Annotated in this window: 25 protein-coding genes, 2 tRNA genes and 1 other RNA gene; 7 read left to right on the top strand and 21 right to left on the bottom strand. The window is 72.8% G+C overall.

Annotated elements, in window-relative coordinates; translation table 11 throughout:
• Window positions 1-47: 47 nt before the first annotated feature.
• Complete coding sequence (locus SCATT_RS13935; protein ID WP_014143710.1) at window positions 48-983, bottom strand: aldo/keto reductase; 936 nt, start codon at window positions 981-983, stop codon at window positions 48-50.
• 88 nt (window positions 984-1,071) lie between these two features.
• On the opposite strand from SCATT_RS13935, the gene SCATT_RS13930 reads away from it, so the two are divergent.
• A complete protein-coding gene (locus tag SCATT_RS13930) occupies window positions 1,072-1,296 on the top strand; it encodes a hypothetical protein (RefSeq protein ID WP_014143709.1) in 225 nt (74 codons plus the stop codon).
• Here the strand turns inward: SCATT_RS13930 and SCATT_RS13925 are convergent.
• The 9 genes from SCATT_RS13925 to SCATT_RS13890 form a co-directional block, all read right to left on the bottom strand.
• Entirely contained in the window at window positions 1,213-1,959 is a 747-nt protein-coding gene (locus SCATT_RS13925; RefSeq protein ID WP_014143708.1) for a hypothetical protein, read from the bottom strand. The two genes, SCATT_RS13930 and SCATT_RS13925, sit on opposite strands and share 84 nt — an antisense overlap.
• Before the next feature lie 286 nt (window positions 1,960-2,245).
• Window positions 2,246-3,076 carry an RNA polymerase sigma factor SigF gene (locus tag SCATT_RS13920; RefSeq protein WP_014143707.1) on the bottom strand — a complete coding sequence of 277 codons (831 nt, stop codon included), beginning with the start codon at window positions 3,074-3,076 and terminating at the stop codon, window positions 2,246-2,248.
• A 173-nt stretch (window positions 3,077-3,249) separates the two neighbouring features.
• Window positions 3,250-4,221 (bottom strand): RNA polymerase sigma factor SigF, encoded by a 972-nt coding sequence (locus SCATT_RS13915; RefSeq protein WP_106433180.1) that lies wholly within the window; start codon window positions 4,219-4,221, stop codon window positions 3,250-3,252.
• Between the two features lie 405 nt (window positions 4,222-4,626).
• Window positions 4,627-4,920, bottom strand: a complete 294-nt coding sequence (locus tag SCATT_RS13910) for a Dabb family protein (protein ID WP_014143705.1) — start codon at window positions 4,918-4,920, stop codon at window positions 4,627-4,629.
• A 62-nt stretch (window positions 4,921-4,982) separates the two neighbouring features.
• Entirely contained in the window at window positions 4,983-5,147 is a 165-nt protein-coding gene (locus SCATT_RS38990) for a hypothetical protein (RefSeq protein ID WP_014143704.1), read from the bottom strand.
• Window positions 5,148-5,289: 142 nt separating this feature from the next.
• Window positions 5,290-5,376: transfer RNA gene (locus SCATT_RS13905), tRNA-Ser, on the bottom strand.
• A gap of 10 nt (window positions 5,377-5,386) precedes the next feature.
• The gene (tadA, locus tag SCATT_RS13900) at window positions 5,387-5,875 is read right to left on the bottom strand and encodes a tRNA adenosine(34) deaminase TadA (RefSeq protein ID WP_014143703.1); all 489 of its coding nucleotides are present in this window, start codon (window positions 5,873-5,875) and stop codon (window positions 5,387-5,389) included.
• 44 nt (window positions 5,876-5,919) lie between these two features.
• Window positions 5,920-6,462, bottom strand: coding sequence for a tRNA adenosine deaminase-associated protein (locus SCATT_RS13895; protein ID WP_014143702.1), 543 nt, complete (start codon window positions 6,460-6,462; stop codon window positions 5,920-5,922).
• Window positions 6,463-7,059: 597 nt separating this feature from the next.
• Window positions 7,060-7,293 carry a hypothetical protein gene (locus tag SCATT_RS13890; protein ID WP_014143700.1) on the bottom strand — a complete coding sequence of 78 codons (234 nt, stop codon included), beginning with the start codon at window positions 7,291-7,293 and terminating at the stop codon, window positions 7,060-7,062.
• A 139-nt stretch (window positions 7,294-7,432) separates the two neighbouring features.
• Between SCATT_RS13890 and upp the strand changes: the two genes are divergently transcribed.
• Window positions 7,433-8,068, top strand: a complete 636-nt coding sequence (gene upp / locus SCATT_RS13885) for a uracil phosphoribosyltransferase (protein ID WP_014143699.1) — start codon at window positions 7,433-7,435, stop codon at window positions 8,066-8,068.
• A gap of 30 nt (window positions 8,069-8,098) precedes the next feature.
• Here the strand turns inward: upp and SCATT_RS13880 are convergent, their stop codons facing one another.
• From SCATT_RS13880 to ffs, 3 genes are all read right to left on the bottom strand, one after another.
• Window positions 8,099-8,752 (bottom strand): LytR C-terminal domain-containing protein, encoded by a 654-nt coding sequence (locus SCATT_RS13880; RefSeq protein ID WP_014143698.1) that lies wholly within the window; start codon window positions 8,750-8,752, stop codon window positions 8,099-8,101.
• 120 nt (window positions 8,753-8,872) lie between these two features.
• A complete protein-coding gene (locus SCATT_RS13875) occupies window positions 8,873-9,169 on the bottom strand; it encodes a type II toxin-antitoxin system VapB family antitoxin (RefSeq protein ID WP_014143697.1) in 297 nt (98 codons plus the stop codon).
• Window positions 9,170-9,319: 150 nt separating this feature from the next.
• Window positions 9,320-9,416, bottom strand: an RNA gene (gene ffs / locus SCATT_RS36435) — signal recognition particle sRNA small type.
• 72 nt (window positions 9,417-9,488) lie between these two features.
• Here ffs and SCATT_RS13870 point away from each other — a divergent pair.
• Window positions 9,489-9,573, top strand: a tRNA-Ser gene (locus tag SCATT_RS13870).
• Window positions 9,574-9,723: 150 nt separating this feature from the next.
• On the opposite strand, the gene SCATT_RS13865 is transcribed toward SCATT_RS13870, so the two are convergent.
• From SCATT_RS13865 to SCATT_RS13850, 4 genes are all read right to left on the bottom strand, one after another.
• Window positions 9,724-10,674 carry a hypothetical protein gene (locus SCATT_RS13865; RefSeq protein ID WP_042507572.1) on the bottom strand — a complete coding sequence of 317 codons (951 nt, stop codon included), beginning with the start codon at window positions 10,672-10,674 and terminating at the stop codon, window positions 9,724-9,726.
• On the bottom strand, window positions 10,664-12,577 hold the full coding sequence (locus tag SCATT_RS13860; protein ID WP_231905086.1) for a hypothetical protein: 1,914 nt from the start codon (window positions 12,575-12,577) through the stop codon (window positions 10,664-10,666). Before SCATT_RS13860 ends, SCATT_RS13865 begins: the two co-directional genes overlap by 11 nt.
• A gap of 299 nt (window positions 12,578-12,876) precedes the next feature.
• Window positions 12,877-13,797: a hypothetical protein gene (locus SCATT_RS13855; protein WP_014143694.1), complete on the bottom strand. Its 921-nt coding sequence runs from the start codon at window positions 13,795-13,797 to the stop codon at window positions 12,877-12,879.
• A gap of 99 nt (window positions 13,798-13,896) precedes the next feature.
• Entirely contained in the window at window positions 13,897-14,595 is a 699-nt protein-coding gene (locus SCATT_RS13850) for a Crp/Fnr family transcriptional regulator (RefSeq protein ID WP_231905085.1), read from the bottom strand.
• Between the two features lie 335 nt (window positions 14,596-14,930).
• Here SCATT_RS13850 and SCATT_RS13845 point away from each other — a divergent pair, with 335 nt between their 5' ends.
• Window positions 14,931-16,604 (top strand): LCP family protein, encoded by a 1,674-nt coding sequence (locus tag SCATT_RS13845; protein ID WP_014143692.1) that lies wholly within the window; start codon window positions 14,931-14,933, stop codon window positions 16,602-16,604.
• A gap of 84 nt (window positions 16,605-16,688) precedes the next feature.
• On the opposite strand, the gene SCATT_RS13840 is transcribed toward SCATT_RS13845, so the two are convergent.
• The 4 genes from SCATT_RS13840 to SCATT_RS13825 form a co-directional block, all read right to left on the bottom strand.
• Complete coding sequence (locus SCATT_RS13840; RefSeq protein WP_014143691.1) at window positions 16,689-17,468, bottom strand: LytR C-terminal domain-containing protein; 780 nt, start codon at window positions 17,466-17,468, stop codon at window positions 16,689-16,691.
• A 97-nt stretch (window positions 17,469-17,565) separates the two neighbouring features.
• Complete coding sequence (locus tag SCATT_RS13835) at window positions 17,566-19,824, bottom strand: family 2 encapsulin nanocompartment cargo protein terpene cyclase (protein ID WP_265736685.1); 2,259 nt, start codon at window positions 19,822-19,824, stop codon at window positions 17,566-17,568.
• 194 nt (window positions 19,825-20,018) lie between these two features.
• On the bottom strand, window positions 20,019-21,242 hold the full coding sequence (locus SCATT_RS13830) for a glycosyltransferase (RefSeq protein ID WP_014628053.1): 1,224 nt from the start codon (window positions 21,240-21,242) through the stop codon (window positions 20,019-20,021).
• Between the two features lie 9 nt (window positions 21,243-21,251).
• Entirely contained in the window at window positions 21,252-22,043 is a 792-nt protein-coding gene (locus SCATT_RS13825) for a MerR family transcriptional regulator (RefSeq protein WP_014143688.1), read from the bottom strand.
• Window positions 22,044-22,188: 145 nt separating this feature from the next.
• Here SCATT_RS13825 and SCATT_RS13820 point away from each other — a divergent pair, with 145 nt between their 5' ends.
• The 3 genes from SCATT_RS13820 to SCATT_RS13810 all read left to right on the top strand — a co-directional run bounded on the left by SCATT_RS13820 (window position 22,189) and on the right by SCATT_RS13810 (window position 25,813).
• Complete coding sequence (locus SCATT_RS13820; protein WP_014143687.1) at window positions 22,189-22,779, top strand: HhH-GPD-type base excision DNA repair protein; 591 nt, start codon at window positions 22,189-22,191, stop codon at window positions 22,777-22,779.
• A 323-nt stretch (window positions 22,780-23,102) separates the two neighbouring features.
• Window positions 23,103-25,325, top strand: a complete 2,223-nt coding sequence (locus SCATT_RS13815) for a DNA polymerase III subunit gamma and tau (protein ID WP_014143686.1) — start codon at window positions 23,103-23,105, stop codon at window positions 25,323-25,325.
• A gap of 149 nt (window positions 25,326-25,474) precedes the next feature.
• The gene (locus SCATT_RS13810; protein WP_014628052.1) at window positions 25,475-25,813 is read left to right on the top strand and encodes a YbaB/EbfC family nucleoid-associated protein; all 339 of its coding nucleotides are present in this window, start codon (window positions 25,475-25,477) and stop codon (window positions 25,811-25,813) included.
• Window positions 25,814-25,869 lie beyond the last annotated feature (56 nt).

Below are 25,869 nucleotides of genomic sequence, written 5' to 3'. Positions count from 1 at the left end.
CCGCCCTCCGGGACGAGGACGGGCGCGGTCGTCGAAGACGTGTCGTGTCAGGCGGACGCCTCGGTGAGCCTGGCCAGCTCCTGCTCGGTCAGCGTGAGCTCCGCCACGGCCGTCAGCGCGGGCAGCTGGTCCACCGTGCGGGCGCTGGCGATCGGCGCGGCCACCGTCGGCTGGGCGGCGAGCCAGGCCAGCGCCACCGTGGCCGGCGCGGCGTCGTGCGCCCGTGCCACCTCGTCCAGCGCGGCCAGCACCCGCGGCCCCTTCTCGCCCTCCAGGTACCGGGCGGCGCTACCGGCCCGCGCGCTGTCCACCTCGGCACCGGGACGGTACTTGCCGGTCAGGAAGCCGGAGGCGAGCGCGTAGTACGGCACCGCCGACAGCCCGTGCTCGGCGACCACCTCGGCCAGCGGCCCCTCGTACGCGTCGCGCTCGACGAGGTTGTAGTGCGGCTGGAGCGCCACGTAGGAGGCGAGCCCCTCGCGCTTGGAGGCGGCCAGCGCCTCGGACAGCCGCTCGGCGCTGATGTTGGAGGCGCCGATGTGCCGGACCTTGCCCTCCTCGACCAGGGAGTCGAGGGCGCCGAGGAACTCCTCGACGGGCGTGTCCGGGTCGTCGTAGTGGGTGTAGTACAGGTCGATGCGGTCGGTACGCAGCCGGCGCAGCGAGTGCTCCACCGCGCTCTTGATCGTCCCGGCGCGCAGCCCCTTGAAGTCGGGGTGGGCGCCGACCTTGGTGGCGATCACCAGCTCGTCCCGGTTGCCGCGGGAGGCCATCCAGTTGCCCAGGACGGTCTCCGAGGTGCCGCCGGGGTTGCCCTCGGCCCAGATGGAGTAGACGTCGGCGGTGTCGATGAAGTTGCCGCCGGCCGCCCGGTAGGCGTCCAGTACGGCGAACGACTCGCGTTCGTCGGCGGTCCAGCCGAAGACGTTGCCGCCGAGCGCGAGCGGGAAGACGTCGAGATCAGAACTTCCGATGCGTGCCATGTCCAACGACCCTACGCCGTCCCGCGTTTCCCCGCGCGGACCTCGTCCGGTGGTGTATTGGGCCGCCGTTTCGCTAGGGTCCTGCGTCATGGCTGACTACCCCCCGAACCAGGGGCCCAACCAGGGCCAGGCGTACGACCCCGCCGGCAGCACCCAGATGTTCCGCGCCTTCGTCGACGAGGGTGCCGAACGGGCTCCGGCGGCCGGTGCGGCGACCACCTACGGCACCTCACGCGGCCCGCGCACCGGCCTGATCGTCGGCATCGTGCTCGCCGTGGTCGTCGTCGCGGTCGTCGCGTACCTCGCGCTCTGACCCGGACCCGTCCGCTCCGCCGAGCCGTACCGAGCGCGTCTCGACGTGCATCCCCAGCGGCACCCGCCAGGCGTCCACGCACACCTGGTAGGCGCGCCGCACGCTGCGCCCGCCCGCGATCGGGACGGGCACCGGCCGGGTGGTCGTCACGGTGGCCCAGTCGGTGCCGAGCAGCCCGATGACGTGGGTGGCGAAGGTCACCGTGCCGGAGGTCACCGGCAGGTCGCCGGTGTCGGTGAAGACGACGGTGACCTCGTCGCACCAGCGCTGGTCACCGGGTGCGCGTACCGGGTCGTCCATGGTGAGCCGGGCGGGCCGCGCGGACGGCGGCTGCCCGCTGTCCGGCGGTCCGGGGGGTACGGGAACGGGCCCGGGGTTCGCCGGTTCTCCGGTGGAGGGCGTCGGCGTCGGCGTCGCCGGCGGGGACGTGGACGGCGCGATCCGGGAGGCGGCCGGGCCGGACGCGGACGGTGCCGCCGCCGGCGGATCCGGCGCACCGCGCGCCGGGCCGGACGATCCGGGCAACGGGACGAACGAGACCTTGGCGTCCGGGGGCACCAGGTGGCGCGGACCGGTCGGCCCGTCGGCGCCGGAGGCGAGGTAGCCGCCCCCGCTGCCGGTGCCGCCGAACAACGCCAGCCAGGCCAGCAGCGCCGCGCTCACCGTCGCGGCGGAAGCCGTCAGAGCGCGCCGCCGGCTCGCCGGGAGCGTGTGCCAACGCGGCAGAGGATGCCGGGGGGACCTGGCGCGCCGCCCTCCCGTGGCCGGGCGGCCGGGTATGCGGACCATCGCGCCAGAATACTGACGCTCAGTCAGAATGTGGACGGCGACGGGGAATTACGGTGGTGATCGGTGAGAACCTGTCCGCCGTGGAACGGGATGTGGTAAGCGCACCGGCCCCGTTCCGTTCCGGGCACGGGCCGCCCGGTCGGCGACGGCCCGTGGACCCTCATTCGGCCGTGAGCCCCTCGCGGAGCTGGGCCAGGGTGCGGGTGAGCAGCCGGGAGACGTGCATCTGGGAGATGCCGACCTCCTCGCCGATCTGCGACTGCGTCATGTTGGCGAAGAAGCGCAGCATGATGATCCGCCGCTCGCGGGGCGGCAGTTGGGCCAGCAGCGGCTTGAGCGACTCGCGGTACTCCACGCCCTCCAGGGCGCTGTCCTCGTAGCCGAGCCGGTCGGCGAGGGAGCCCTCGCCGCCGTCCTCCTCGGGCGGCGGGGAGTCCAGCGAGCTGGCGGTGTAGGCGTTGCCGACGGCGAGTCCGTCGACCACGTCCTCCTCGGAAACCTTGAGCACGGCGGCGAGTTCGGCGACCGTGGGGGAGCGGTCGAGCCGCTGGGCCAGCTCGTCACTGGCCTTGGTCAGCGCCAGCCGCAGCTCCTGGAGGCGCCGCGGGACCCGGACCGACCAGGAGGTGTCCCGGAAGAAGCGCTTGATCTCGCCGACCACGGTGGGCATGGCGAAGGTCGGGAACTCCACGCCCCGGTTGCAGTCGAACCGGTCGATCGCCTTGATCAGCCCGATCGTGCCGACCTGGACGATGTCCTCCATCGGCTCGTTGCGGCTGCGGAAGCGGGCCGCGGCGTACCGCACCAGCGGGAGGTTGAGCTCGATCAGGGTGTCCCGGACGTAGCCCCGGTCCGGGCTGTCCGGCGGGAGTTCGGCGAGCCGCATGAAGAGCGAACGGGACAGGGTGCGCGTGTTGATGGCCGCGCCGCATTCGGCGGCGTCCGGCGCATCGAGCGGAAGCACCTTCTGACTGCCCACTTCTACGGACATGCCACCCCCTTGAGGTCGCGGACGGGTCGCGAGCGACGGTTCCTCCCCCTGCATACCGGAGGCCGGGCCGCGGCAAACGCAGTTCAAGCAGAATGTCACATGTCGGCAACGCGCTGTAGCGCCAAGTCGATTTATTTGCACGGGTTGAACGGTGCCGGCATCGCTCCCGCTGACTACGGTTCGAGCTGGTTTGCGGATCGCAGTCGGGCGAAGCTCCGTGAAAGTAGCCGGGAGACGTGCATCTGCGAAACCCCCAGCTCGGCACTGATCTGCGACTGCGTCAAGTTGCCGAAGTAGCGCAGCAGCAGGATCCGCCGCTCGCGTTCCGGCAGCTGCACCAGCAGATGGCGCACCAGATCGCGGTGTTCGACCCCGGTCAGCTCGGGGTCCTCGTAGCCGAGCCGGTCCAGCAGGCCGGGGGCGCCGTCGCCCTCCTGCGCGGCCTCCAGCGAGGTGGCGTGATACGCCCGGCCGGCCTCCAGGCAGGCGAGCACCTCCTCCTCGGAGAGCCCGAGGCGCCCGGCGATCTCGGCGGTCGTCGGCGACCGCCCGTGCAGCACGGTCAGGTCCTCGATGGCCCCGCTCACCTGCACCCACAGCTCGTGCAGCCGCCGCGGTACGTGGACGGTGCGCACGTTGTCCCTGAAGTAACGTTTGATCTCCCCGACCACGGTCGGCATGGCGAACGTCGGGAACTGCACCCCGCGGTCCGGGTCGAAGCGGTCGATGGCGTTGATCAGCCCGATGGTGCCGACCTGGACCACGTCCTCCATCGGCTCGTTGCGGCTGCGGAAGCGGGCCGCGGCGTACCGCACCAGCGGCAGGTTGATCTCGATCAGCGCGGCCCGCACCCGGGCGTGCTCCGGGGTGCCCGGCTCCAGCCCGGACAACTGCTGGAAGAGCACCTGGGTGAGCGCGCGCGCGTCAGCCGCCCGGGCACTGCGCGGAGGGCGCGAACGCCCCGTACGCGCGCCGGGGGCGCCCTCCTGCGGCGGCTCCGCGGACTCCCCGGGCCCGGCCGGCGCGGCGGCGTCAGGGGCGCCGGAGGCGGACGGAACGGCGTGCGCCGGGATCCCGGGCGCCGGAGCGCACGCGGTCGCGTCACCGGCCGGGCTCGGGGCCCGCGCCGCCGCGCTCTCCCGCACCGAGGTCTCCGCCTCTCCGACGGCGCCGTGGTCTCCGTGCTCCTCGGGGCCTTCGCCGGCCGGGGCCACGGGCTCGGCGGGCTCCGGGGCCGGCGCCGGGGCGGGGTCCACCTCCGGGACCGGCCGCCCGGCGGAGTCGGCGAGCGGTGCGGGTGCAGTCCGGGCCGGCAACGGCACACACCACCCCTCAACGGTCCACGCGGCCCTGCTCCGGCCCGCTGGTCGATCCACTCGTCCGGCAAAAGCGGTCATAGCATCACAAGACATGTCCACTGTGCGCAAGCACCGTAAATCGCCGTGTTGATGGCCTGTTGGGTGATACGACGACGGCCCCCGCCTCACGTGACGGGGGCCGTTCCGGATGCCGGTGGCGAAGGGTTCGCCCGGATGCTGGCGGGGGATCGCTCAGATCTCGTAGTCCGCGATCACCCAGGTGGCGAATTCCTTCCACTGAGCGACGCCCGCCTGGTGAGCGGGGTGCTCCAGGTAACGCACGAGGGCGTCCCGGTCGGCGACGGTGCAGTTGATCGCGTAGTCGTAGGCGATCGGCCGGTCCGTGATGTTCCAGGCGCACTCCCAGGACGTCAGCTCCGGGATGCTCGCGCCCAGCTCCTGGAAGGCCCGCACCCCCGCGACCACGCGCGGGTCGTCGCGGTCGACGCCCTCGTTGAGCTTGAACAGGACCAGGTGTCGGATCACGGGAGCTCCTAGCGGGCCGCTGCGGAAGCGCCGCGCGGGCTCCGGCCGGCCCCGCGGGGACGTCAGTTGACGAGCGAGGACATGAACTGGCCGACGGCCTTGGCGGCGCTCGAAATGCCCTCGAACCCTACCTGGACCAACTGCGCCGCCCGGACCGGGGAGGTGATGATCGTGTAGAGCACGAAGACGACGAGGATCACCACGATTATCTTCCGCGCCTGCGCCATGCCCCGCCGTCCTCCCCGCTGTTCCGGTTTCTGCCGGGCACCAAGGTCCCTTGTCGCGGGCGGTTTTGTCGAGCGCCCGCCGGACGGGGGCGGGAACGCCGAAGGCGCCGGCTCGCAAGAGCCGACGCCTTCGGTCGAAGAGCGGTAGCGGTGGGATTTGAACCCACGGAGGAGTTGCCCCCTCACACGCTTTCGAGGCGTGCTCCTTAGGCCGCTCGGACACGCTACCGAGAGGAAGCTTAGCGGACGCCGGGCCGTGCGTTGAAATCCGCCCTCCCGGCCCCGGACCCGCCCGCGCCACCCCCGGTGCGGAAGAAGTCGGTCAGCAGCCGGGCGCACTCCTCGGGGAGCACGTCGCACACCACCTCGGGCCGGTGGTTGAGCCGGCGGTCACGCACCACGTCCCACAGCGAGCCGGCCGCGCCGCCCTTGTCGTCACGGGCGCCGTAGACGACCCGGTCGAGCCGGGCGAGGACGATGGCGCCCGCGCACATGGTGCACGGTTCCAGGGTCACCACCAGGGTGCAGCCGGTCAGCCGCCACTCCCCGAGGGCGGCGGCGGCCCGGCGGACGGCCACCACCTCGGCGTGGGCGGTCGGGTCGCCGGTGGCCTCCCGCTCGTTGCGCCCCCGGCCGAGGACGGTGCCGTCGGGCGCGAGGACGACCGCGCCCACCGGCACGTCCCCGGTACGAGGCGCCAGTGCCGCCTCCTCCAGGGCGAGCCGCATGGCCGCGGTCCAGGGGTCCCGCAGCGGGTCCGGACGGTCGATGGTCAGCGGACCGCCTCCAGCACCTCGGCGCAGCCGAGCGCCTCGGCGATCTCGCCCAGCGCGTCCCCGGGGACCACCTCGGCGGTGAGCGCCGTGAGCTGCTTCTCGCTCACCCCGAAGTCGGCGAGGAGGTCTGCCTCCCCGACCGGGCCGGCCGGGGTGGTGTGGTTGTCGTCCGCCGCGTCCTCGTCCTCCGTCCCCGTCTCCTCGCCGTCCTCGGTGCCGTCCAGATCGAGGTCGGCCAGGTCGTCCACGTCCTCCGGCCCGCGGCCGAGCAGTTCGTCGGTGAGCAGGATCTCCCCGTACGAGCTGCGGGACGCGGCGGTGGCGTCCGAGACGTAGATGCGCGGATCCTCCTCGCCGTCCACCCGGACGACCGCGAACCACGCATCCTCCTGCTCGATCAGGACGAGCACCGTCTCGTCGTCGGCCGTGGCCTCTCGGGCGAGATCGGCCAGGTCGGCGAGGGTCTCCACATCGTCGAGCTCCGTGTCGCTCGCTTCCCACCCGTCCTCGGTGCGCGCGAGCAGTGCGGCGAAGTACACCGTGACTCTCCCACTGGTCTTAGGTGTGCCCGGACGGACGGGGACAGCCCCGCCCACTCGGCATCGTGGCAGAAACCTAAGCGTTGCGAGAGGTCTTCCGCACTGCGTCGTGGCAGGCCGGGTACGTTTTTTCGGCTTCATGGCCGGTTGCCGGGCGGTCCCGGGGTGGGTGTGGCGCATGGTTTCGGCCGATCTCCGACAGCCGCTGCGGCCTGCCCCGGCGCCCCCGGACGGCCCCCCGGCGCCCGCGCCCCGAACCCGCCCGGGACGCACCTCGGGACGGCTCGCGCCCCGGCCGCGCGTGTCGGCGGGAAGATCGTTGGCCAAGAGTGGACGTTTCGCTAGCAGCGGAAGCGCCCCTCTCCGCCGGCGTCGGGACGGGTGTGCGGCGGCCACGCCGGGTGGGCCGGGGGAGGGAGACGGCGCCGGCGTCGGACTGCGGAGGGCTTCGGCGCTCCGGGGCCCGGCGGGCCTTCCGCGGTTGCGGCTCCCGGGATCTGCGCCGTGTCCGCGTCCGGCGGGCGGCAGGCTTTGCGTCCGGGCACCCCGGTGTGCCGGTGCCGGACTGCCCGGCCGGCCAGGCCCCCGACGTCCCGGTCACCAGCGGAACGTTCGCATCCGCATCTGCTGCCGCATGCGGGCCGCCCGGGCGCGGCGGGGCTGGACCCTGGCCCGCAGTTCCCTGGCCTCGCTGAGTTCGCGGAGGAAGAGGGCCCGGCGGCGACGGCGTTCGGCGTCCCGGTCGGCGGCGCGGCCGGATACCGCGGCGGAGCCGTCGGCCGTCCCTCCCGGCTCTCCGTCCGCGTCGCGCGTCTCCCGCTCGTTGGCCATGGCCACCACCCCTACGGACAGCTACGTACGGCGTAGGGACACCTCTTCCCCGGCCCCGGCGAAAGATGCGCCGGAACCCTCCGGGCGGACCGCCGACGTGCGGCGTCCGGCGCCGACGACCTCGGTTAATGTCGAGGGCATGCGGATCCACGTCGTCGACCACCCGTTGGTGGCGCACAAACTCACCACGCTGCGCGACCGGCGCACCGACACCCCCACCTTCCGGCGGCTCGCCGACGAACTGGTCACCCTGCTGGCCTACGAGGCCACCCGGGACGTGCGCACCGAGCAGGTGGGCATCACCACCCCGGTCACCGAGACCACCGGGGTACGGCTGTCGCACCCGCGTCCGCTGGTGGTGCCGATCCTGCGGGCCGGCCTCGGCATGCTCGACGGCATGGTCCGGCTGCTGCCCACCGCCGAGGTCGGCTTCCTCGGCATGGTCCGGGACGAGGACACCCTCAAGGCGTCCACCTACGCCACCCGGATGCCCGACGACCTCTCCGGCCGCCAGGTCTACGTCCTCGACCCGATGCTGGCCACCGGCGGCACCCTGGTGGCCGCCATCGACACGCTCATCGAACGCGGCGCCGACGACGTGACCGCCATCTGCCTGCTCGCCGCCCCCGAGGGCGTCGCCCTGATGGAACGCGAACTCGCCGGCCGCCCGGTCACCGTGGTGACCGCCTCCGTCGACGAACGCCTCAACGAGCAGGGCTACATCGTCCCGGGCCTCGGCGACGCGGGCGACCGCATGTACGGGACGGCGGGCTGACCGTCCCCGTCACGCGCGGCCCCGTTCCGGTCAGCAGTGTCCGGCGGACGGCGACGCGGAGGCCGGGTGGGTGAGGGCGGCCAGTGCCCGGTCGGCGGTCTCCTTGGCGTCGAGCGCGGAGAACTTGTCGCCGATGATCAGGTCGACGTCCGCGCCGCCGCCCCGCCCCGCGTCGGTCCTGGTCTGCGCCGCCGACACCTGGGTGGCGAGCACCTTCAGGGCGCCCTGGGCCTTGGGCCCGCCGAGCAGTATCGCCGCCCCGGACACCTTCTTGTCGTACTCCGCCGGGGCGTTGCCGACCTTGCCGATGGCGAAGCCGCGCTTCTTGAGTTCGTCGGCGGTGGTCTTGGCGAGGCCCCCGTGCTGGGTGGCGTTGTAGACGTTGACCGTCACCGAGCCGGGCTTGGGCAGGCCGGCCGGGGCGCCGCCGGCCGGCCTGCGGGCCGTACCCGCGGTGCCGGCGCACCCGGGGGCCTTGCCGGCGCTGATCCGCGTCTGCTGGCCCTTGCCCGCGAACACGTCGATGAGCTGCACGGTCCCCCAGCCGATGAGCCCCACGACGGCGACCGCGGCGACGGCGGCGAAGATCAGGCGACGGTGACCGCGCGGGCGCCGCATGCGGGGGTACTGGTTCCCGGTGATGCGGTACTTCCCGCCCATGCCGGGCGGCGTGAGCATGCTCATGGGCGCAGCGTAGTGCCGGTTGGCGCCTGGGCCTACTAGATGATCAACGAACGTCCCAAGCGTCAACCCGAAAGGGTCAACCCCCACCTTCCGGTGACCCGGGCCCGCCGAGTTGACCCGTCAGTCCATCTCCAGGACGCGGGCGTGGAGCACCTGCCGCTGCTGCAACGCGGCCCGTACCGCCCGGTGGAGGCCGTCCTCCAGGTAGAGATCGCCGCGCCACTTCACGACGTGGGCGAAGAGATCGCCGTAGAAGGTCGAATCCTCCGCCAGGAGCGTCTCCAGGTCGAGCTGGCCCTTGGTGGTGACCAACTGGTCGAGGCGTACCGGGCGTGGCGCGACGTCCGCCCACTCGCGGGCGCTGATGCGGCCGTGGTCGGGATACGGCCGACTGCTGCCGATGCGCTTGAAGATCACACGGAAAGCCTACCGGCCGATCCCCTCCAGGCGCAGCCGCGGCACCGGGGTACGAGGGTGACGACGGGCGCCCGCCCCGGATTCGCCCCCGCCCGGCCGCTGTGCGCTTGGTCACGCCCCGATCCGCCCCCCGGCCGGCCGACGCGTCAACGACAAGACCCCTCACGCACCCGCCAGAGCTCACCTACCCTTGCTGCCTTCCGGCCCTGGGGGGGTTCAGCGAGATAGCGCCACGTGAGGGGCTGCGCCCAGCCTACCCGATCGGCCCACCCCCGATCGAGTTCGCAACCACCCCCCCGCGTCTTGTAATGTTTGCCGCGGAGGATTCGCCTAGTGGCCTAGGGCGCACGCTTGGAAAGCGTGTTGGGGGCAACCCCTCACGAGTTCGAATCTCGTATCCTCCGCCCTCGCCGTCAGGCGAACCGAAGGCCCCGACCGTTCACCGGTCGGGGCCTTCGGCGTTCCGTGGCACGGGGCGGGCGTCCGGCCCCGCAGCCGGAGGGGTGGTCAGCGGGACGGACCTGGTGAGACGGTCGGCCGGTATGTCACACCCGTCATCCTCCCGCCAGGTTCACCGACCAGCCGTTGACGCCGGTGGGCGGGGGCACCTGTTCCACCGGTGAATCCCCCCGCGGGGGGACGCGTCGGCCCAGGTTGGCGAGCCGGTCACGCAGGAGCTCGGAGAGTTCTTGCCGCTCCTGCGAGGTGAGCGTGGCCAGGAGGGCGGCCATTTCGTCCTGCCAGTTGGTTTCGCCCCGGATCAGGGTCCGGTGGTCCACCACCCAGCCCAGGACCTGGCTGACCTGATCGGGGTGCCTGAGCAGCCAGAGTGCCGCGAGTGATGCTGGACCGCTTCGCACGGCCCGTACGCAGAATTCGTATTCCTCCCGGCGGTCGGCGTTCCAGGAGTACGGCAGATCGACCTCGCCGGCCTGTCCCGGTCGCAGCTCGTCGTCGGATTCCCGTGCCGAGATGTCCGAGACCCGGTAGGCGAGCCCGCGGTCCGGCAGCATCTGGGGCGCGGCAAGGTGCTGCGCCATCCCGGGCGTGCCGAGGCGGTGTCCCCCGGCGGCGTACTCGTCCACCAGCCGGCGTACCCGCTGGTCGAGATCCTTGCGTACCGGTGCCCATCCGTGTGTGGTCCGTGTGCGTACCGTCTGTACGGGCTCATACACCCACCAGAGCACGCGCAGCTCGACCGAGTCCGTACCCTGCGCGGTCGGCAGCGCCACGTTGCGCGTTCCGGACCGTTCATCGAGCTGGACGAGGAACGCGCCGTCGTACCCGCGCAGCGTCTTGCGGGGAGCGGCCGGGCCCATGGGCGCCCCGTAGTGGCCGGGAGGCGTGGCCGAGCGGTTTCGGGGGCCGACCAGGTGGAACCCTCCGTCCCGGTCCTGGAGCACCAAGGCGCGGTCGCGACGGCCGGACCAGCGCTGCCGCAGAATCTCCCGCCACGGGGCGCGCGCGGCGCGGGCGTAGAGGGGGTGATCGTTCTCAGGCGTCATCATGTCCTCCAGGCACGGTTGCGAAGCTGGACGGCTGCGGCTCGCCTCCACGCCACGCGTCGAGCGCACGCCGCGCGACGGGGCGCCCGGCGAGCTCCGCGTCGGCGTGCCGGTCGATCTCCACGAACAGCCGCAGGACGCCGTGACTCATCTCCCGGGCGAGCGCGGAGAGCAAGATGTCCACAGCCGTACGTTGCTGCTCGTCCCAGGCGGCCAGGCGACACCACTGGATCAGGTACCGGCAGGTCGTGTCGAACAGCGTCTCGTCGTCGAGGGCCCGGTGGACGAACGCGAGGATGGCGTCCGTGAACTCCCCGGCCCCGAGCAACTGTTCGTGGAACCAGCGGGGATCTTGCAGGAGGTAAGGGAACGAACCGAGCGACAACTCGGCGTCATGGCCGGTGCGGGCGGCCCACTCGGTCAAGTGGCGGAAGACCGTCCTCTGGTTGCCGGATGCGAACAGGTTGCGCAGTGCGGTGCGGATGCCCATGGCGATGGGGTATTCGTCGCCGTCCAGCCCTCGGTACGCTCGCCGCAGCAGCCGCATCGCCAGATCGGGGCGGGCGACACCGAAATCGGTCCCGCAGGCGTAGGCGACGGTGGAGCGGAGTTGGGGGCTGCGCCCGCTGCTCCATTCGTTGAGGCGGTGCTTGACCTCGCTCGCCAGGACCGGGTCCTCCGCCGCCATGCCCAAGGCGTACGCGGCGATGGTGCGGCTGGTCCGCCGGTCGGAACCGGCCAGCTTGCGGATGTGCAGGAGCGCGCGGCGGCCTCCGCCCCACCCGGCGGCCAGCCCCATGACACGGCCGACGGGCTGGGCCAGCTCGACCTCCTCGTGGGGGACGGTGTCCATCCAGTCGGTCAGCAGCCCGGACAACTGGCCGTACTCGCGCCACACATGCTTCAGCACGGCCTCTCCTTGCCGGTGCCGGGTGAACCGCACGGGCTCCATGGCGTAGGTGTAGCCCGAGCCCGTCCTGATCTCCCTGGGCGCCCGCTCGGCCCGTACGATCCGGAGCAGATCTTCGAGCGAACGCCGGAAGACGAACCGTGGGTTGGTACGGGGACCCTCCTGGCGGCTTCCGCCACCGCTGCCGTCGGCGCGGCCGGAGTCCTCCGGCAGCACCGAGCTCAGCCGTCCGTCCGCCAACGACAGAAGCCGCTCGGCCTCCTCCCGGACCACACGGTGGTCGAGCCCTTCGAAGACACACGTCGCCAGCAGGAAGGCGAGTCCGTCAGGGTCCTCGTGAAGCTTGCGCAACAACTCCGGGGCCTCATCCTCCGTGAGGAAGCTCAGGCGGTCGCGCAGGTCGCTGGCGTCCGGGACACCGTCGCCCGCCCCACACACCATGCCGACCAGTTCGGCCACTTGGGCCGGGACCAGTTCGGGGGCGAGCAACTCGTCCAGCAGACCCGGTTCCAGCCGGTCCAGCAACCGGTCGCGGTCCGCCGGGTCGGGCACCGCGGCTTCGAACCGGGCCTCGAAGACCGTGCGTGGTGGCGGGGGAACGCACCGTACCGGGGAGACGTGGAGATCGCGCTCCAGGGCCCGCACCAGCTCCGGGTCGTCCTGCAGCACGATCACCATGCGTGCGCCGGCATCGCTCAGCAACCGTCTCACATTGGCGACGAGTGCGGGCTTGAGCGGGTGCTTGGGAAGCAGGCCGTAGACCAGATAGCCGTGGGTCCCGGCATGGGTGGGGCGCCAGGAGGACAGGTCCACATCGCTGTCGAGCGCGCGCAGATCCTTACTGCCGCCGCTGTGACGGTGCAGGAGGTTCAGGGCCGCCGTGCGCCTTCCGGTACCCGACTCCCCGGTGAGGAACAGCAGGCCGGTGTCGAGTTCGGCCAGTGCGGTCGGGAACCACTCCGGCGTGGCGAACCCCGTCCGCGCCTCCAGCACTTCACGTTCTGGGATGGGACCTTCGTGCGCTTCCACACGTCGGCCGAGAGGACCGGGGGTACCGCTGCGGTTCTCCACGTGCTGATCGCCGTGGACCGAGCCGGCGTTGATGTTTCCGTTCGGGGCGTAGATGACGTAGCGCCGGCCGTCCTCCGGCGGTAAGCCGGCCGGAGCGGTGAAGAGGTGATCGAACTCGTCGTGGTCAGGATCATCGTCGTCCGGATGCGGCGGAGGGGCTTCGGTGGGGTCGGAGGAGCCACCTCCGTCCCGCACCGCATCGGACCGGCCCTCCCCCGCGCTCACTGGCGACGCTCGTTCTTGTCGCCGTGGACCGTGTCGCCTTGGTTGCCGCGGACAGTGCCGGCCTTGTTCCCGCCGACGTGGTCGCCGCCGGTCCGGATGTTGCTGACGCTCTGGCCTCCGTGCACGGTGCCGGTGTTCACGTTGCCGCCGGGTGCCTTGTTCGTCACCGACCGGTTGGGCACCTGGCGGGAGGGCGTGGTGGGCCTGGCCGCGGTGTCCTGGACCACTTGGTCACCCAGGACGCGGCGGTCGTAAAGGTTGCCCGAAGGGGCGGGTACGTAGAGCCAGGCCCGCTGGTCGAACCGCTTGCCCTCGACGGTCGCCGGTACCTCGATGAAGTGGTCGGGGTGGCGGCCGGTGTACCCGCTCGCCACGGCGTCCTGGTGGCACCGGTCGGAGAGGATGGCGGCGACCTGGGTGGTGTGCTCGTTGGAGGCGGCGAGCATGGCCTTGACCGGACGCGAGTCGAGCAGCCGGTGGGTGTCGTTGCGCGGTGTGCCGTTGCCGTCGAACTCCGCCCCCGAGTCCGGCAGGGGCCCGATGTGAAGGCTGACCCTGAGGCGGATCCGCACCGCCCCGGTCGAGTGCACGTTGAACTCGGCCAGCACATCCTGAAGGATGTTGAGCCAGGGGTGGATCACCAACGGCATCCACCTGGGCTCGAAGCCGAACACGTAGCCGTCGCCGGTGGACGCCGGAAACCTGCGGTCGTCCCAGACCTCACCGATCCCGGCACGCTGGAGCGACACCCGGAGCAGTTCGGGGATGGCCTGGCTGATCACGCCGTGTTCGATGGCCGGATAGCCGGTGAAGTCCTTCGCGTCGACGGCCACGATTCCCCGGTAGGGCGGGAGGTGGCGGCTCCGTGTGTAGGAGCCGGCACCGGCTTCGGGTAACTGCGAGCTGAACTGTGACATCGAAACTCCTGTGCTTTCCCGGGTGGTTCGGTGCGTCAGAGCTTCGCGGGAAAGCGTGGGAGCGTGTGCTCGCCCAGTGCGCAATCGGAGTGACAGGCGTCACAAGGCGTTGCGGTGGTCGGCGGCGGCCCGTCTCAGCGCCGGCAGGTCTTCGATGACGATGCGTTTTCGACCCGCGCGTACCTGGAACGGCTCCAATTGGCAGAGGGCGGCGGTGATCGTGTTTCGCGAGGTGGCGAGGTACTGGGCCAGTTCGTCGCGGGTCAGGGCCAGTTCCAGCGGCTGGCCGGGTGAAGGGGTTGAGGGCTCGCAGATGTCCGCCAGGTAGGCCAAGGCCGCCGCCAGACGGGTCGGGACGTCACCACCCCCACGGGCGAGATCCGACTCCCTCAGCTTGGTGAGGGCATAGCGCACGAGTACGGGGAACAGGGAGTGCTCGGTGACGAAGCGGAGAAAGTCCGCCTTGCTCATGACCCCCACCGAGCAGTGTGAGATCGTCCGCACGCTGGCCGAGCGCACTCCGTCGTCCAGCACCGCGACTTCGCCCAGTAGTTCCCCCGGCCCACGGAACGCCAGGAGAGTGAGGCCGCCGTCGCGTTCGTGCCGGATCACCTTGGCCACGCCGCCACGCAGGACGAGCACGTGGGTACCGGGCTGGCCCTGGCGCAGGAGCGTGATGCCGGCCGGGTGCCGGCGCTCGTAGGTGTGGGCGAGCATGGCCGTCCAGACCGCGTCGCCGACGAGGCGGCGCAATGTCTGTCCTGAAGGCCCAGGCGATTCCGCCGCGCGACCGCTCATGCCAAGACTTTAGGGCGGCGGGAGCGGTGGGCAACCGGGTCTGCCGCTCTACAGCTCTACACCCCGATCCACTGTGATCTTCGCCACTTCACCCGGGTGGGGTCCGGCTACTTGCGCGTAGAGTCGGCGGTGCCCGGGGCGTCGAGGGCCGCTTCGTCCGGCGGGGCCGGGGTGGGGGCGGGGTCGGACGGGTGCTGGGTTGCGCAGATGTGCAACTGTTGGCGAGGATCGGGCGTCTGTTTGTTCGAGGTACCGCGACGCATGCGCCACCCCCACGTGCTGCCGTCGCAACGGTAAGCGCCGCGGCAGGCGGCTCGACCGCTAAAGGGTGAGGCATGGCCGACGTATCGCACCGCCGGAGGGCTTCGGCGGCGGGCCGGGACGGGGTTCCGCGTCCTCGGCGGGGCGGACGGACGGATGACGAGGCGCCGCCGGCCGAGGGGACGCGGCGGCGCGCGGCCGGACGCAGCCGGCGCAAGACACGCAAACGCAGCGCCAAGAAGATCATCGGGCTCACCGCGCTCGCCGTCGTGGTGATCGTGGCCGGCGCCGGGGTCTTCGTCTACGAGCACCTCAACGCCAACATCAAGTCGGTGGCGATAACCGGCGGCGGCCAGGAGAAGGCGGACGCCTTCGGCCGTACCCCCATCAACATCCTGGTGATCGGCTCCGACGGACGGAACAACGCCGCCGACTGCAAGATCGGCGGCGACTGCGGACCCGGCCAGAACGCCGACGTGGAGATGGTCGTCCACATCTCGGCCGACCGTTCCAACGCCACCGCGATGAGCGTCCCCCGGGACACCGTCACGCAGATCCCGTCGTGCACGGACGAGAAGACCAAGCAGAAGGAGCCGGGGTACACCGGCGCCATCAACAGCGCGTTGCAGTACGGGCCGGACTGCCAGGTGGCCGCCGTCCACCAGCTCACCGGCATCCCGATCGACCACTTCGCGATGATCGACTTCTCCGGCGTGGTGAGCATGTCGGACGCGGTCGGCGGGGTCCCGGTGTGCGTGGACAACAACGTCTACGACACCGACTCCCACCTCAAGCTCCGCCAGGGCAGCCACACCCTCCAGGGCATGGCGGCGTTGGAGTGGCTGCGCTCCCGGCACGCCTTCGGCACCGGCAGCGACCTCGGGCGCACCGAGACCCAGCACATGTATCTCGCCGCGCTGATGCGCAAGTTCAAGAGCGGCGGCACGCTGACCGACCCGGCCGCGCTCTACCGGCTCGCGGACGCGGCCACCAAGGCGCTCACCGTGGACACCGGCCTCAACAGCGTCTCCAAGCTGATCGGGTTCGCCGAGGACCTCGACAAGGTGCCGACCGACCGGATCACCTTCACCACCATGCAGACCGCGCCGGACCCCAACGACGACCAGAAGGTCGTGGTCGGCCCGGGGGCGCGCAGCCTGTTCCAGTCGATCATCGACGACCAGTCGCTGGCCGGCGGTGACAAGCCTGCCGCCGGCGCCCACCCGGGCGGTTCCGCCTCCACGCCCCCGTCGCCGTCCGCCCCGCCGGCCTCGCGGATCGCCGTACAGGTCAAGAACGCCGGCGGGGTCACCGGACGCGCGGCACGCATCGTGCAGCACCTGACCGACGAGGGCTTCAGCCAGGAGAGCGGCTACGGCGACGCCCCGGCGGCCTCGCGGACCACCGTCCGTTACGCCCCCGGCGGGCAGCCCGCGGCGCAGGTCGTCGCGCGCGCCCTCGGCATCCCCGCCGACCGGCTGCGGGAGGACGCCGCGGTCTCCTCGGTGACCGTGGTCGTGGGCTCCGACTGGGGCGGCGACACCAGCTTCCCGGCCTCCGGCGACGGCGCCTCGCACCCGCCGGTGGACACCAAGAAGGCGCTCTCCGACGCGCGCGCCCTCACCGCCGACAAGTCCGGCGGCTGCGCCAAGGTCAGCACCTTCCCCACGCTCAAGGTCAACGGCGTGTGGATGACGCCGATCAAGGCGTACGCGGTCTCGCCGGACGTGCCCGACTCGGCGCCGTGAGCCCCCGCCCGTCCGCCGCCGGGTGAGGTCAGCCGCGCGAGGTCAGCCGCGTGAGATCAGCCGCGTGAGATCAGCCGCGTGAGATCAGCCGCCCGTGGTCGCGCAGCCCGACGAGTGCGCCGGCGCGGCGGGGATCGGAGCCACCCCGGGCGCCCGGAAGTCCTGGCCGAGGGTGAGCGTCATCGGGTCCTTGGGTCCGCCGCGCGGGCTGGTGGGGCGCAGCGCGGCGGAGGGCAGCTTCATCGCGGCGGCCAGGGTGCGGGCCTGGTCGGCGTGGCCGGGGGCGTAGACCAGGGTGGTGGTCGCGGTGTGCGGCGCCGGGCCCCCGTTGCTGGTGCGCAGGAACCCCTCGGTGTTCTGCATCCAGCGCAGCACCGACTCGGCCTGGCCGAAGGTGCCGCTGCCGTTGAGTACGGTGACCCGCACGTCGATCGGCGCGGCCTTCGGCCCGGGACGGGCGGCCGGGCCGCCGTCGGCCGCCGGGGAGGCGGACGCGCACCCCGCCGACGCGGACGCGGCCGGACGCGCGTTCGCCGGGGTACCCGCGTCGTGCAGCAGGAAGTACGCTCCGCCGCCGCCCGCCGTGAGCAGCAGGACGGCCGCGCCCGCGACCCACGCTCCGCCGCCGCGCCGGGTGGCCGCGCGGCGGCGGCCCCGGACGCCGTGCCGGGTGGCCCGCCGGCCGCCGGACGCCGTGCTGCCCGGGCCGGACGGCGGCTCGCCGGCGGGACGTTCGTCCGGCCGCCGCAGCCGGTATTCGCCGAGCGCCGGATCGAACACCCACTGGTCGGCGGCGTCCAACCCCCCGGCGCCGTCGGCGCCTTGGCCGGACCCCGCCCAGGAGACGGGCTCTTCTGGTTCCACGCGATCCCCGGTCTGCACTGGCGGCCGGGCGGGCCGCCACGGTGGTCAACAGCGGTGAGCGTACGCCGACCACCTGTCGGCCGCGCCCCCGCCGCCGTTACCGGGGCCGGCCGCTGGTCAGCAGCGGCAGGCGGGCCGCCGATGTACCCAGTCCGGTGGGGCCGGCCGGCACGGCGCCGACGCCCGGGGCGCTCACACCGGTGCGCGGTCCGGGACGGTAGCGCAGTTCCGACTCCTGGTAGCGGTGGCAGCCCTGGTGCCAGGTGAGGATGCCGGCCATCCAGTTCTGGAGTTCGCGGACGTAGCCGTCGAGGATCCGGCGGACGTCAGCGGTGAGCTTCAAGTCGTCGTAGAGCACCGGGAGTTCATGGGCGGCGACGTGCTGGAACTGCTTCATCCGGGAGGTCATCAGGTCGTGGACGATGCCGAGCCCGGTGGGGTAGTCGCAGTTGAAGAAGTTCTGCACGACGAGGATGCCGTTGTGCACCTCGCCCTCGAACTCGATCTCCTTCTGGTAGGAGAAGACGTCGTTGAGCAGGCATGCGTAGTCGACCGCGGAGTTCTCCAGCGACCGGATCGGGCCGCTGGCGTAGACCTCCGGCGGAACCCGTCGGCCGTGCTGGATGCGGCACAGGGCCATGGTGAGGTCGGCGCCGAACGTCCGGCGGCGCATCTCGATGTAGTCGACCGGGTCGGGGATGCGGTTCTGCGCCTGGTTGGCCAGCTCCCACAGCCAGCTCTCGGTCATGACCTCGACGGAGGTGCGGAGGGCTTGCCGGTTCTCGGTGGTCATGGGGCCGGCGGTACGGGCCCACAGGTCGGCGAGGCCGCGTTCGAGCGGGGTGGCGGGCGGCGGGGTGGCGGAGGCGCCGATCGGCATGAAGGCCGACAGCCGGTCGTTGCACGCCTTGGCGCCGGCCAGGTCGCGGGTGCGGCCGAAGACCACGGGGAAGTAGTCGTCCCCGTAGGTGCCCCAGGTCAGCCACTGGGAGGCGAGGTCGAGCGCCTCGGGCGGGGCGTCCGGGTTGATGCCGGCAGCGCACAGCGGGAAGTCGAAGGCGTGCAGCTTGTGCTCGTCCCACAGGTGTCCGCCGAGGAGTTCCGGCAACGGCTCCAGCATGCCCATCCGGTGTCCCCACGCCACCGTGGCCCGGCGCGCGGTCGGCAGGTGCGGGTTGAGGGTGGTGGGGAACGGCATGTGGAAGGCGGGCAGCCGGGAGGGGCCGACCCGCTGGTGGGGTACGTGGGTGAAGGCGCGGACCCGTCCGGCGCCGACGCGTCCGGTGGTCAGCCGCAGATCGGCCGCCGAGGTGCCCGGGCCGCCGATGGCGAACGGGGACCAGCGGGTGGCGGCGGCCGGCGCCGCGCCGCCGTTCATGTAGCGGCTGGAACGCATGTGCCATTCGTGGCCGCCCGACTGCCAGTCCTGGAGGCCCTTGACGTACGCCATGACGTCCGCGCACGATTTCGGGTCGATCCCCTTTTCCAGCAGCAGCGGCGGGACTTCGGTGAGCGCGGTGTTCTCGAATTGCTGAAGGCGTGAGGTGAGCAGGTCGTTGACGGAGTCGGCGGCCTCCTGCGTCGTGCAGTGCAGGAATTTCTCCAGGACCAGGACGCCGTTGCTGAATTCACCCTCCTCCTCGGTCTCGCGCTGGTAGGAGAAGAGGTCGTTGCGCAGATGGACGCCGTCCGCGAAGCTGTCCCGCAGAACGCGCATCGGCCGTGAATCGGCGATGACGTCGGGCACCTCGGCGCCGACCGCGAATTCCACCAGCCCGGCCGACCAGGGGGCGCCGCCGACCTTGCGGCGCATTTCGATGTATTCGACCGGGTTGGGCACCCGGTCGGCGTTGATGTTGGACAGCTCCCAGAGCGACTCGTTGAGCAGGTTGGCGGTGCTCTCGGCGAACCGGGTCCGCCACGCCAGGGACATCGAGGGCACGGTGCGGGCCCACAGGTCGGCCAGCCCGGCCTCCACCGGGTTCGTCGGCTCCGGGAACCCGGCCGCCAGATCCATGGGCATGAATTCCGGCAGCCGGTCGAGGTACGCCTTTCCGCCGGCCCGGTCCTGCGAGCGTTTGAACGTCTCCAGGAAATGGTCGTCGAAGAAGAACACCCAAACGTACCAGTCGGTCACCAGGGAAAGCTTCGGCCCCGTCGTGTCCGGGTGCGTGTAGGCGCACAGCAAGGCGTAGTCATGGGATTCCAGATCGTGCTCGTCCCAGATTCCCGACCCCTCCAGCATGCCCATGTCGCGGGCCCACTGTTTGGTGTGGGTCCGGGCCTCTTCGAGATTCGGGTTGAGGCGGGCCGGGTACGGCATGTAGAAATCCGGCAACTCAAAAGGCTGGGTCACGGCCTTCGGCCTTTCACGCGGCGGCACGGCACCGCTCAAGCTACCCGTGGGCGCGGTGGGGTATCCGGATGTCCGGATTAGTCATACCGTAATACCGATTGATTCGGCCAGGAGTGTTTCACGTGAAACACGCGGTGCCGGGATGGGGCGGGGCCGCGTCCTGGGCAGGGCCGCGTCTGGGGCGGGGCCATGTTTCACGTGAAACGCGCGACCGCCTCCACCACGCGCCCCGCGCCGTCCTCCGCCGCCATGCCCTCGGCCACGGCTTCGGCCCGGCGGCGGTACGACGCCACGGTCACCGCCTCGCGGATCGCCGCGCCGAGCCGGTCGCCGGTGAGCCCGGCGGCCGGCAACGGGGCGGTGGCGGCGCCCACGGCCCCCGCGCGGTGCGCCCAGAACGGCTGGTCGGCGGTGACCGGCACCGGCACCACCGGGACCCCGGCGCGGAGCGCGGCGGCCGTGGTGCCGGCGCCGCAGTGCTGGACCACCGCGGCCAGGTGCGGGAAGAGCAGGCTGTGCGGTACGTCGCCGATGGTGATCACCTCGTCCCCGGCCACCTCCAGCCCCGCCCAGCCGGCCTGCACCACCCCGCGCACCCCGGCCCGCCGCAGCGCCTCGCCGGCGATGGCGCTCAGCCGTTCCCCGTCCCCGCCGCCCATGCTGCCGAACCCCACGAAGACCGGCGGCTCCCCGGCCGCCAGGAACTCCCGCAGCCGCGCGGGCAGTTGGTGATCGGGGGCGACGTACGGCCACCAGGTGCCCACCACGTCGTGGCCGTCCGGCCAGTCGGCCGGGCGGGGTACCAGCAGCCGGCTGAAGCCGTGCAGCACCGGCCGGCCCGCCGCCTCCCGCCGCAGCCGGGCGGCCCGGGCGGTCGACGGGGGCAGCCCCAGCCGCCGTCGCAGGTCCCGCACCGCGTCCTCGTACAGCCGGTCCACCACCCGCAGCGCCAGGCGCCCCGCGGCCCGGTTGCCCCAGCGGCCCAGTGACCGCGCCCCGCCCAGCGGGGGAGCGAACTCGCCGGTGGGCGTGGCGGGTTGGAGACGCGTCCCCAGGTACGGGATGTCCATCGCCTCGGCCACGTGTGCCCCCAGCGGCTCCGTGGTGGCCGACAGCAGGAGCAGGTCGGCGCCGGGTTCGGCGGCCTGGGCGACCCCCTCGGCCAGCTTCCGGACGAACGCGCCGGCGCCGCGCATCCCGGTCCGCCGCCCGCCGCCGTCCCGGTCCGCCGCGTCGTCCGGCGTACGCGGGTCCCCGGGCAGGTCGCGGAAGGCCAGCCCGCACCCCTTCACCATCTCCGCGAAGCCGCTGTGCGTGGCCAGCGCCACCTCGTGGCCGGCCTCCCGCAGCCGGGCCCCGATCCCCGTGTAGGGGGCGACGTCCCCCCGGGAACCGGCGGCCATGATCAGAACACGCAAGGGAACTCCTCAACTCGGGTCGGCGCGGCCCGGCCGTTCGCGTGCCGCGTTGGCGTGGATCGCGGTGTGCAGGAAGGCGGCGAGGCCGGGACGTTGTTCGGTGGCGGGAACGACCAGCGCGAAGGCGCGCGGATCGGTGACGTAGTCGTCGGCGAGACGGCGGTGCATCGGATACGGGCAGGAGGTGAACCACCTGCTGATGTGGCCGCGGTGCTCCTCGGCCAGCTCCATGGCGGCGGGCCCGTCGGCGGCCGCCCCGGAGTCGAAGACGGCCAGCAGCCGCTGCCGCCAGTCGGCGGCTTCGGCCATCAGCTCCCGCCAGTCCTCCTTGGTGTGCGCCGCGGCCCGTGACATCGCCTGCCGGTAGCGCTCGCTGTCGCCGTACCGGGCCTCGGCGTCGGAGACGTAGGTGAGGTCGAAGCCGACCTCGCCGAAGACCTCGAACCGTTCCTCGGGGGAGAGCCGGACCCCGGTGCGCTCCACCGCCATGGCGCGTTCGGCGACCTCGACCAGCCGCCGCAGCCGGGCGATCTGCTCGGTCAGCGCCCGGTGGCGGGCCCGCAGGTGATGCACCGCGTTGGCCTGCGGATCCTTCATGATCTCGGCGATCTCCTCCAGCGGGAACCCGAGTTCGCGGTAGAACAGGATCTGCTGGAGCCGGGCGAGGTCGCCGTCGTCGTACCGCCGGTACCCGGCCGGGCTGCGGTCGTCCGGGGTCAGCAGCCCGGTCCGGTCGTAATGGTGCAGCGTCCGCACCGTGACCCCGGTGAACGCCGCCACCTGCCCCACCGAATAGCCCATCGCCGTCACCTCTCGCTCGCTCGCTCGGAGTCTCAAGGCTGACGCTACGTAGGGGTCAAGTACGCGGTAAGGACGCCGTGCGGTGGCCGTCGGCGGGCCGGCTGGCAGGATCGGAGGGGGAACGCGGACGGAAGGGACGGCGGCGATGGCGACGACACTGCGACTCGCGCAGCGACCGGAGGCCGACGCGCTGCTCGGCCGCAGCCCGCTGGCCGCGCTCGTCGGCATGCTGCTCGACCAGCAGATCCCGATGGAGTGGGCGTTCACCGGCCCGTACACCATCGCGCGGCGGATGGGCGGCGACGACCTGGACGCCCACGAGATCGCCGCCGCCGACCCCGAGGAGTTCGCCGCCCTGCTGTCGGCCAAGCCCGCGGTCCACCGCTACCCCGGCTCGATGGCCAAACGGGTGCAGCAACTGTGCCGGTACCTCGTCGAGCACTACGACGGGGACGCCGCCGCCGTCTGGCGCGACGCCGCCACCGGCCACGAACTCCTCGCCCGCCTCGTCGACCTCCCCGGCTTCGGCAAGCAGAAGGCGCAGATCTTCCTCGCCCTCCTCGGCAAACAACTCGGCGTCACCCCCGACGGCTGGCGCGAAGCCGCCGGCCCCTACGGCGAACCCGGCTCCCGCCGCTCCGTCGCCGACATCACCGGCCCCGAATCCCTGGCCGAAGTCCGCGCCACCAAACAGGAAGCGAAACGTGCCGCCAAGGCGGCACGGAAAAAGCCCTGACCCGACGGCTCCGGCCTGGCGGTGCCATGGCCGCCGGGGCTCCCGCCCGGCGCGCTCCCGGTGGCGCCCCGGCGCAGGCCCCGGCGCCCCGCCCGAGCGCGCGCCCAGCGCGCGTTCCGCCTACGAGGGGGCGCCCGGCGTACACGTCGGCGCCGGGTCCGTGGCGTGCGGCCCGGCGTCCGCGGGGAGAGTTCGGCGCAGGCGCGTGACGAACCGGGGCACCGCGCTGACCTGGGGTGGAAGGGGTGCACGAGCCTCGGGGGGACCGGTGGGGAGCGGGCGGCGGGTCACTGTTGTCGGTGTCCCCGGATATCGTCGTAAGCGTGTCCCTCGCTCTGTACCGCCGCTATCGTCCCGAGACCTTCGCCGAGGTGATCGGGCAGGAGCACGTCACCGACCCGTTGCAGCAGGCGCTGCGCAACAACCGGGTCAACCACGCGTACCTGTTCAGCGGCCCGCGCGGCTGCGGCAAGACCACCAGCGCCCGCATCCTCGCGCGCTGCCTCAACTGCGAGCAGGGGCCCACCCCGACCCCGTGCGGCGAGTGCCGTTCCTGCCAGGACCTGGCGCGCGGCGGACCCGGCTCCATCGACGTCATCGAGATCGACGCGGCCTCCCACGGCGGTGTGGACGACGCCCGTGACCTGCGGGAGAAGGCGTTCTTCGGTCCCGCCTCCAGCCGCTACAAGATCTACATCATCGACGAGGCGCACATGGTCACCCCGCAGGGCTTCAACGCCCTGCTGAAGGTGGTCGAGGAGCCGCCCGAGCACCTGAAGTTCATCTTCGCCACGACCGAGCCCGAGAAGGTCATCGGCACCATCCGGTCGCGTACCCACCACTACCCCTTCCGGCTCGTCCCCCCCGGCACGCTGCGCGACTACCTCGCGGAGGTCTGCGGCCGCGAGTCGATCCCGGTGGAGGAGGGCGTCCTGCCGCTGGTCGTCCGGGCCGGCGCCGGCTCGGTGCGTGACTCGATGTCGGTCATGGACCAGCTGCTGGCCGGCGCGGGCGCGGACGGCGTGACGTACGCGATGGCCACCGCGCTGCTCGGGTACACCGACGGCGCGCTCCTCGACGACGTGGTGGACGCCTTCGCCGCGGGTGACGGCGCAGCCGCCTTCGGGGTGGTCGACCGGGTGATCGAGGGCGGCCACGACCCCCGCCGGTTCGTCGCCGACCTGCTAGAACGCCTGCGGGACCTGGTGATCCTCGCGGCGGTCCCGGACGCCGGCGAGAAGGGGCTGATCGACGCCCCGGCCGACGTGGTGGAACGGATGACGGCCCAGGCCGCGGTCTTCGGCGCCGCCGAGCTGAGCCGCGCGGCCGACGTGGTCAACGCCGGGCTCACCGAGATGCGCGGCGCCACCTCGCCCCGCCTCCAGCTGGAGCTGATCTGCGCCCGGGTGCTGCTGCCCGCCGCCTACGGGGACGAACAGTCGGTCCAGGCCCGGCTCGACCGGCTGGAGCGCCAGGCGCTCGCCGGCGGCCTCGCGGCCGGTGCCGGCCCGGCTCCTTCGGTGGGGTACGAGCCGGTGGGCCACGCCCCGGGCGCGGCGGCGGCCCGCGCGGCCGTGCGCCCCCAGCCCGCCCCCGAGCCGGCCCCCGCGCCCCCGGCCCCGTCCGCCTCGGCCCCGTCCGCCCCGGCGCCGACGCCCGCCCCCGAACCGCGGGCACCCCAGCCCCCGGCCGCCCCGGAGCAGGCCCCCGCCGCCTCCGCCCCGGGCGCCTGGCCGACCGCCACCGCCCCGGCGGCCCAGCCCGCGCGGACCCCGGCGCCCGGCGCCTGGCCCACCGCCACCGCACCCGGCTCCGCCGCGCCGTCGCCCGCCGCCGAACCCGGACGCCGGCCCGGAGCCTGGCCCACCGCGGCCCCGGCCGGCGGCGGCGCCCCCGTACCCCCGGCGCAGCCCGCGCAGCCGCCCGCCGCCCCGGCCCCCGCCCCTTCGGCGGCGGCCCCGGTCGGCGACCCCTCCCGGGTGCGGCAGATGTGGCCGGACATCCTGGAGGCGGTCAAGAACCGGCGCCGTTTCACGTGGATCCTGCTCAGCCAGAACGCCCAGGTGGTCGGCTTCGACGGCAGCACGCTCCAGGTCGGCTTCGCCAACCCCGGCGCCCGGGACAGCTTCGTGAACGGCGGCAGCGAGGAGGTGCTGCGCCAGGCCGTCGGCGACCTGCTCAACGTGGAGTGGAAGATCGAGGCCGTGGTGGACCCCTCGGGCGGTGCGGGCTCCCCGGCCGCCGGCCCCGCGGGTCCGCCGGGCGGCGGCTACGGCGGAGCGGGCGGCCCCGGAGGCTTCGGCGGCGGCGCCCCCGCCCGCCGTCCCGCCCCCGACCGGCCCGCCGCCCCGCCGACGGCCGCGCCCCCGGCCCCGCCCGCCCCGGCCCCGTCCGGCCCGGCCGCCGAGGAGCCGCCGCCGGTCTCCATCGAGGACGACATCCCGCAGGAGGACGACCCCGATCTCGACGACACCGCGCTCTCCGGCCACGAACTCTTCGTCCGCGAACTGGGGGCCACGGTGATCGAGGAGATCACCCACGACTGAGCGCACCACCGGGGCCACCACCGCACCCGCACCCCGCACGTACCGGCCCGGGGGTGGCGCGCACCGGGCCCCGAGCACGTAGGCTCGCCTTACCGCACACGTTCGGACGTTGCGTTGCAGACGTTGTCGTACACGGCAGGAGCGATCCAGTGATGCCCGGTGGTCAGCCGAACATGCAGCAACTGCTGCAGCAGGCGCAGAAGATGCAGCAGGACCTCGCCGCGGCCCAGGCCGAGCTGGCCGAGGCGCGGATCGAGGGGAGCGCGGGCGGCGGCCTGGTGAAGGCCACCGTCAGCGGGGCCGGCGAGCTGGTCGGCCTGGTCATCGACCCCAAGGCGGTCGACCCGGAGGACACCGAGACGCTGGCCGACCTGGTGCTGGCCGCGGTGCGGGACGCCAACGCCTCCGCGCAGGCGGTCCAGCAGGACAAGCTCGGCCCGCTCGCCCAGGGCCTCGGCGGCGGCCAGATCCCCGGCCTCCCGTTCTGACCCGTCCGACCTGCGGAAACGCGCCCCCACCCGCGGTGGCGCGGAGATGTCCGGCC

The organism is Streptantibioticus cattleyicolor NRRL 8057 = DSM 46488 (assembly GCF_000240165.1).
GTDB lineage: Bacteria > Actinomycetota > Actinomycetes > Streptomycetales > Streptomycetaceae > Streptantibioticus > Streptantibioticus cattleyicolor.
Note: the sequence above shows the minus strand (reverse complement) of the source record. Positions and strands in the feature narration are given on the sequence as shown.

Bases quoted from the DNA above. Each gene is read 5' to 3' on its own strand.
- SCATT_RS38990 (WP_014143704.1), bottom strand. From the start codon at position 5,147: ATGGCGCAGGCGCGGAAGATAATCGTGGTGATCCTCGTCGTCTTCGTG.
- SCATT_RS13865 (WP_042507572.1), bottom strand. From the start codon at position 10,674: ATGACGCCTGAGAACGATCACCCCCTCTACGCCCGCGCCGCGCGCGCC.
- SCATT_RS13880 (WP_014143698.1), bottom strand. From the start codon at position 8,752: ATGAGCATGCTCACGCCGCCCGGCATGGGCGGGAAGTACCGCATCACC.
- SCATT_RS13845 (WP_014143692.1), top strand. From the start codon at position 14,931: ATGGCCGACGTATCGCACCGCCGGAGGGCTTCGGCGGCGGGCCGGGAC.
- upp (WP_014143699.1), top strand. From the start codon at position 7,433: ATGCGGATCCACGTCGTCGACCACCCGTTGGTGGCGCACAAACTCACC.
- SCATT_RS13930 (WP_014143709.1), top strand. From the start codon at position 1,072: ATGGCTGACTACCCCCCGAACCAGGGGCCCAACCAGGGCCAGGCGTAC.
- SCATT_RS13850 (WP_231905085.1), bottom strand. From the start codon at position 14,595: ATGAGCGGTCGCGCGGCGGAATCGCCTGGGCCTTCAGGACAGACATTG.
- SCATT_RS13820 (WP_014143687.1), top strand. From the start codon at position 22,189: ATGGCGACGACACTGCGACTCGCGCAGCGACCGGAGGCCGACGCGCTG.
- SCATT_RS13855 (WP_014143694.1), bottom strand. From the start codon at position 13,797: ATGTCACAGTTCAGCTCGCAGTTACCCGAAGCCGGTGCCGGCTCCTAC.
- SCATT_RS13920 (WP_014143707.1), bottom strand. From the start codon at position 3,076: ATGTCCGTAGAAGTGGGCAGTCAGAAGGTGCTTCCGCTCGATGCGCCG.
- SCATT_RS13935 (WP_014143710.1), bottom strand. From the start codon at position 983: ATGGCACGCATCGGAAGTTCTGATCTCGACGTCTTCCCGCTCGCGCTC.
- tadA (WP_014143703.1), bottom strand. From the start codon at position 5,875: ATGCGGCTCGCCCTGGAGGAGGCGGCACTGGCGCCTCGTACCGGGGAC.
- SCATT_RS13890 (WP_014143700.1), bottom strand. From the start codon at position 7,293: ATGGCCAACGAGCGGGAGACGCGCGACGCGGACGGAGAGCCGGGAGGG.
- SCATT_RS13825 (WP_014143688.1), bottom strand. From the start codon at position 22,043: ATGGGCTATTCGGTGGGGCAGGTGGCGGCGTTCACCGGGGTCACGGTG.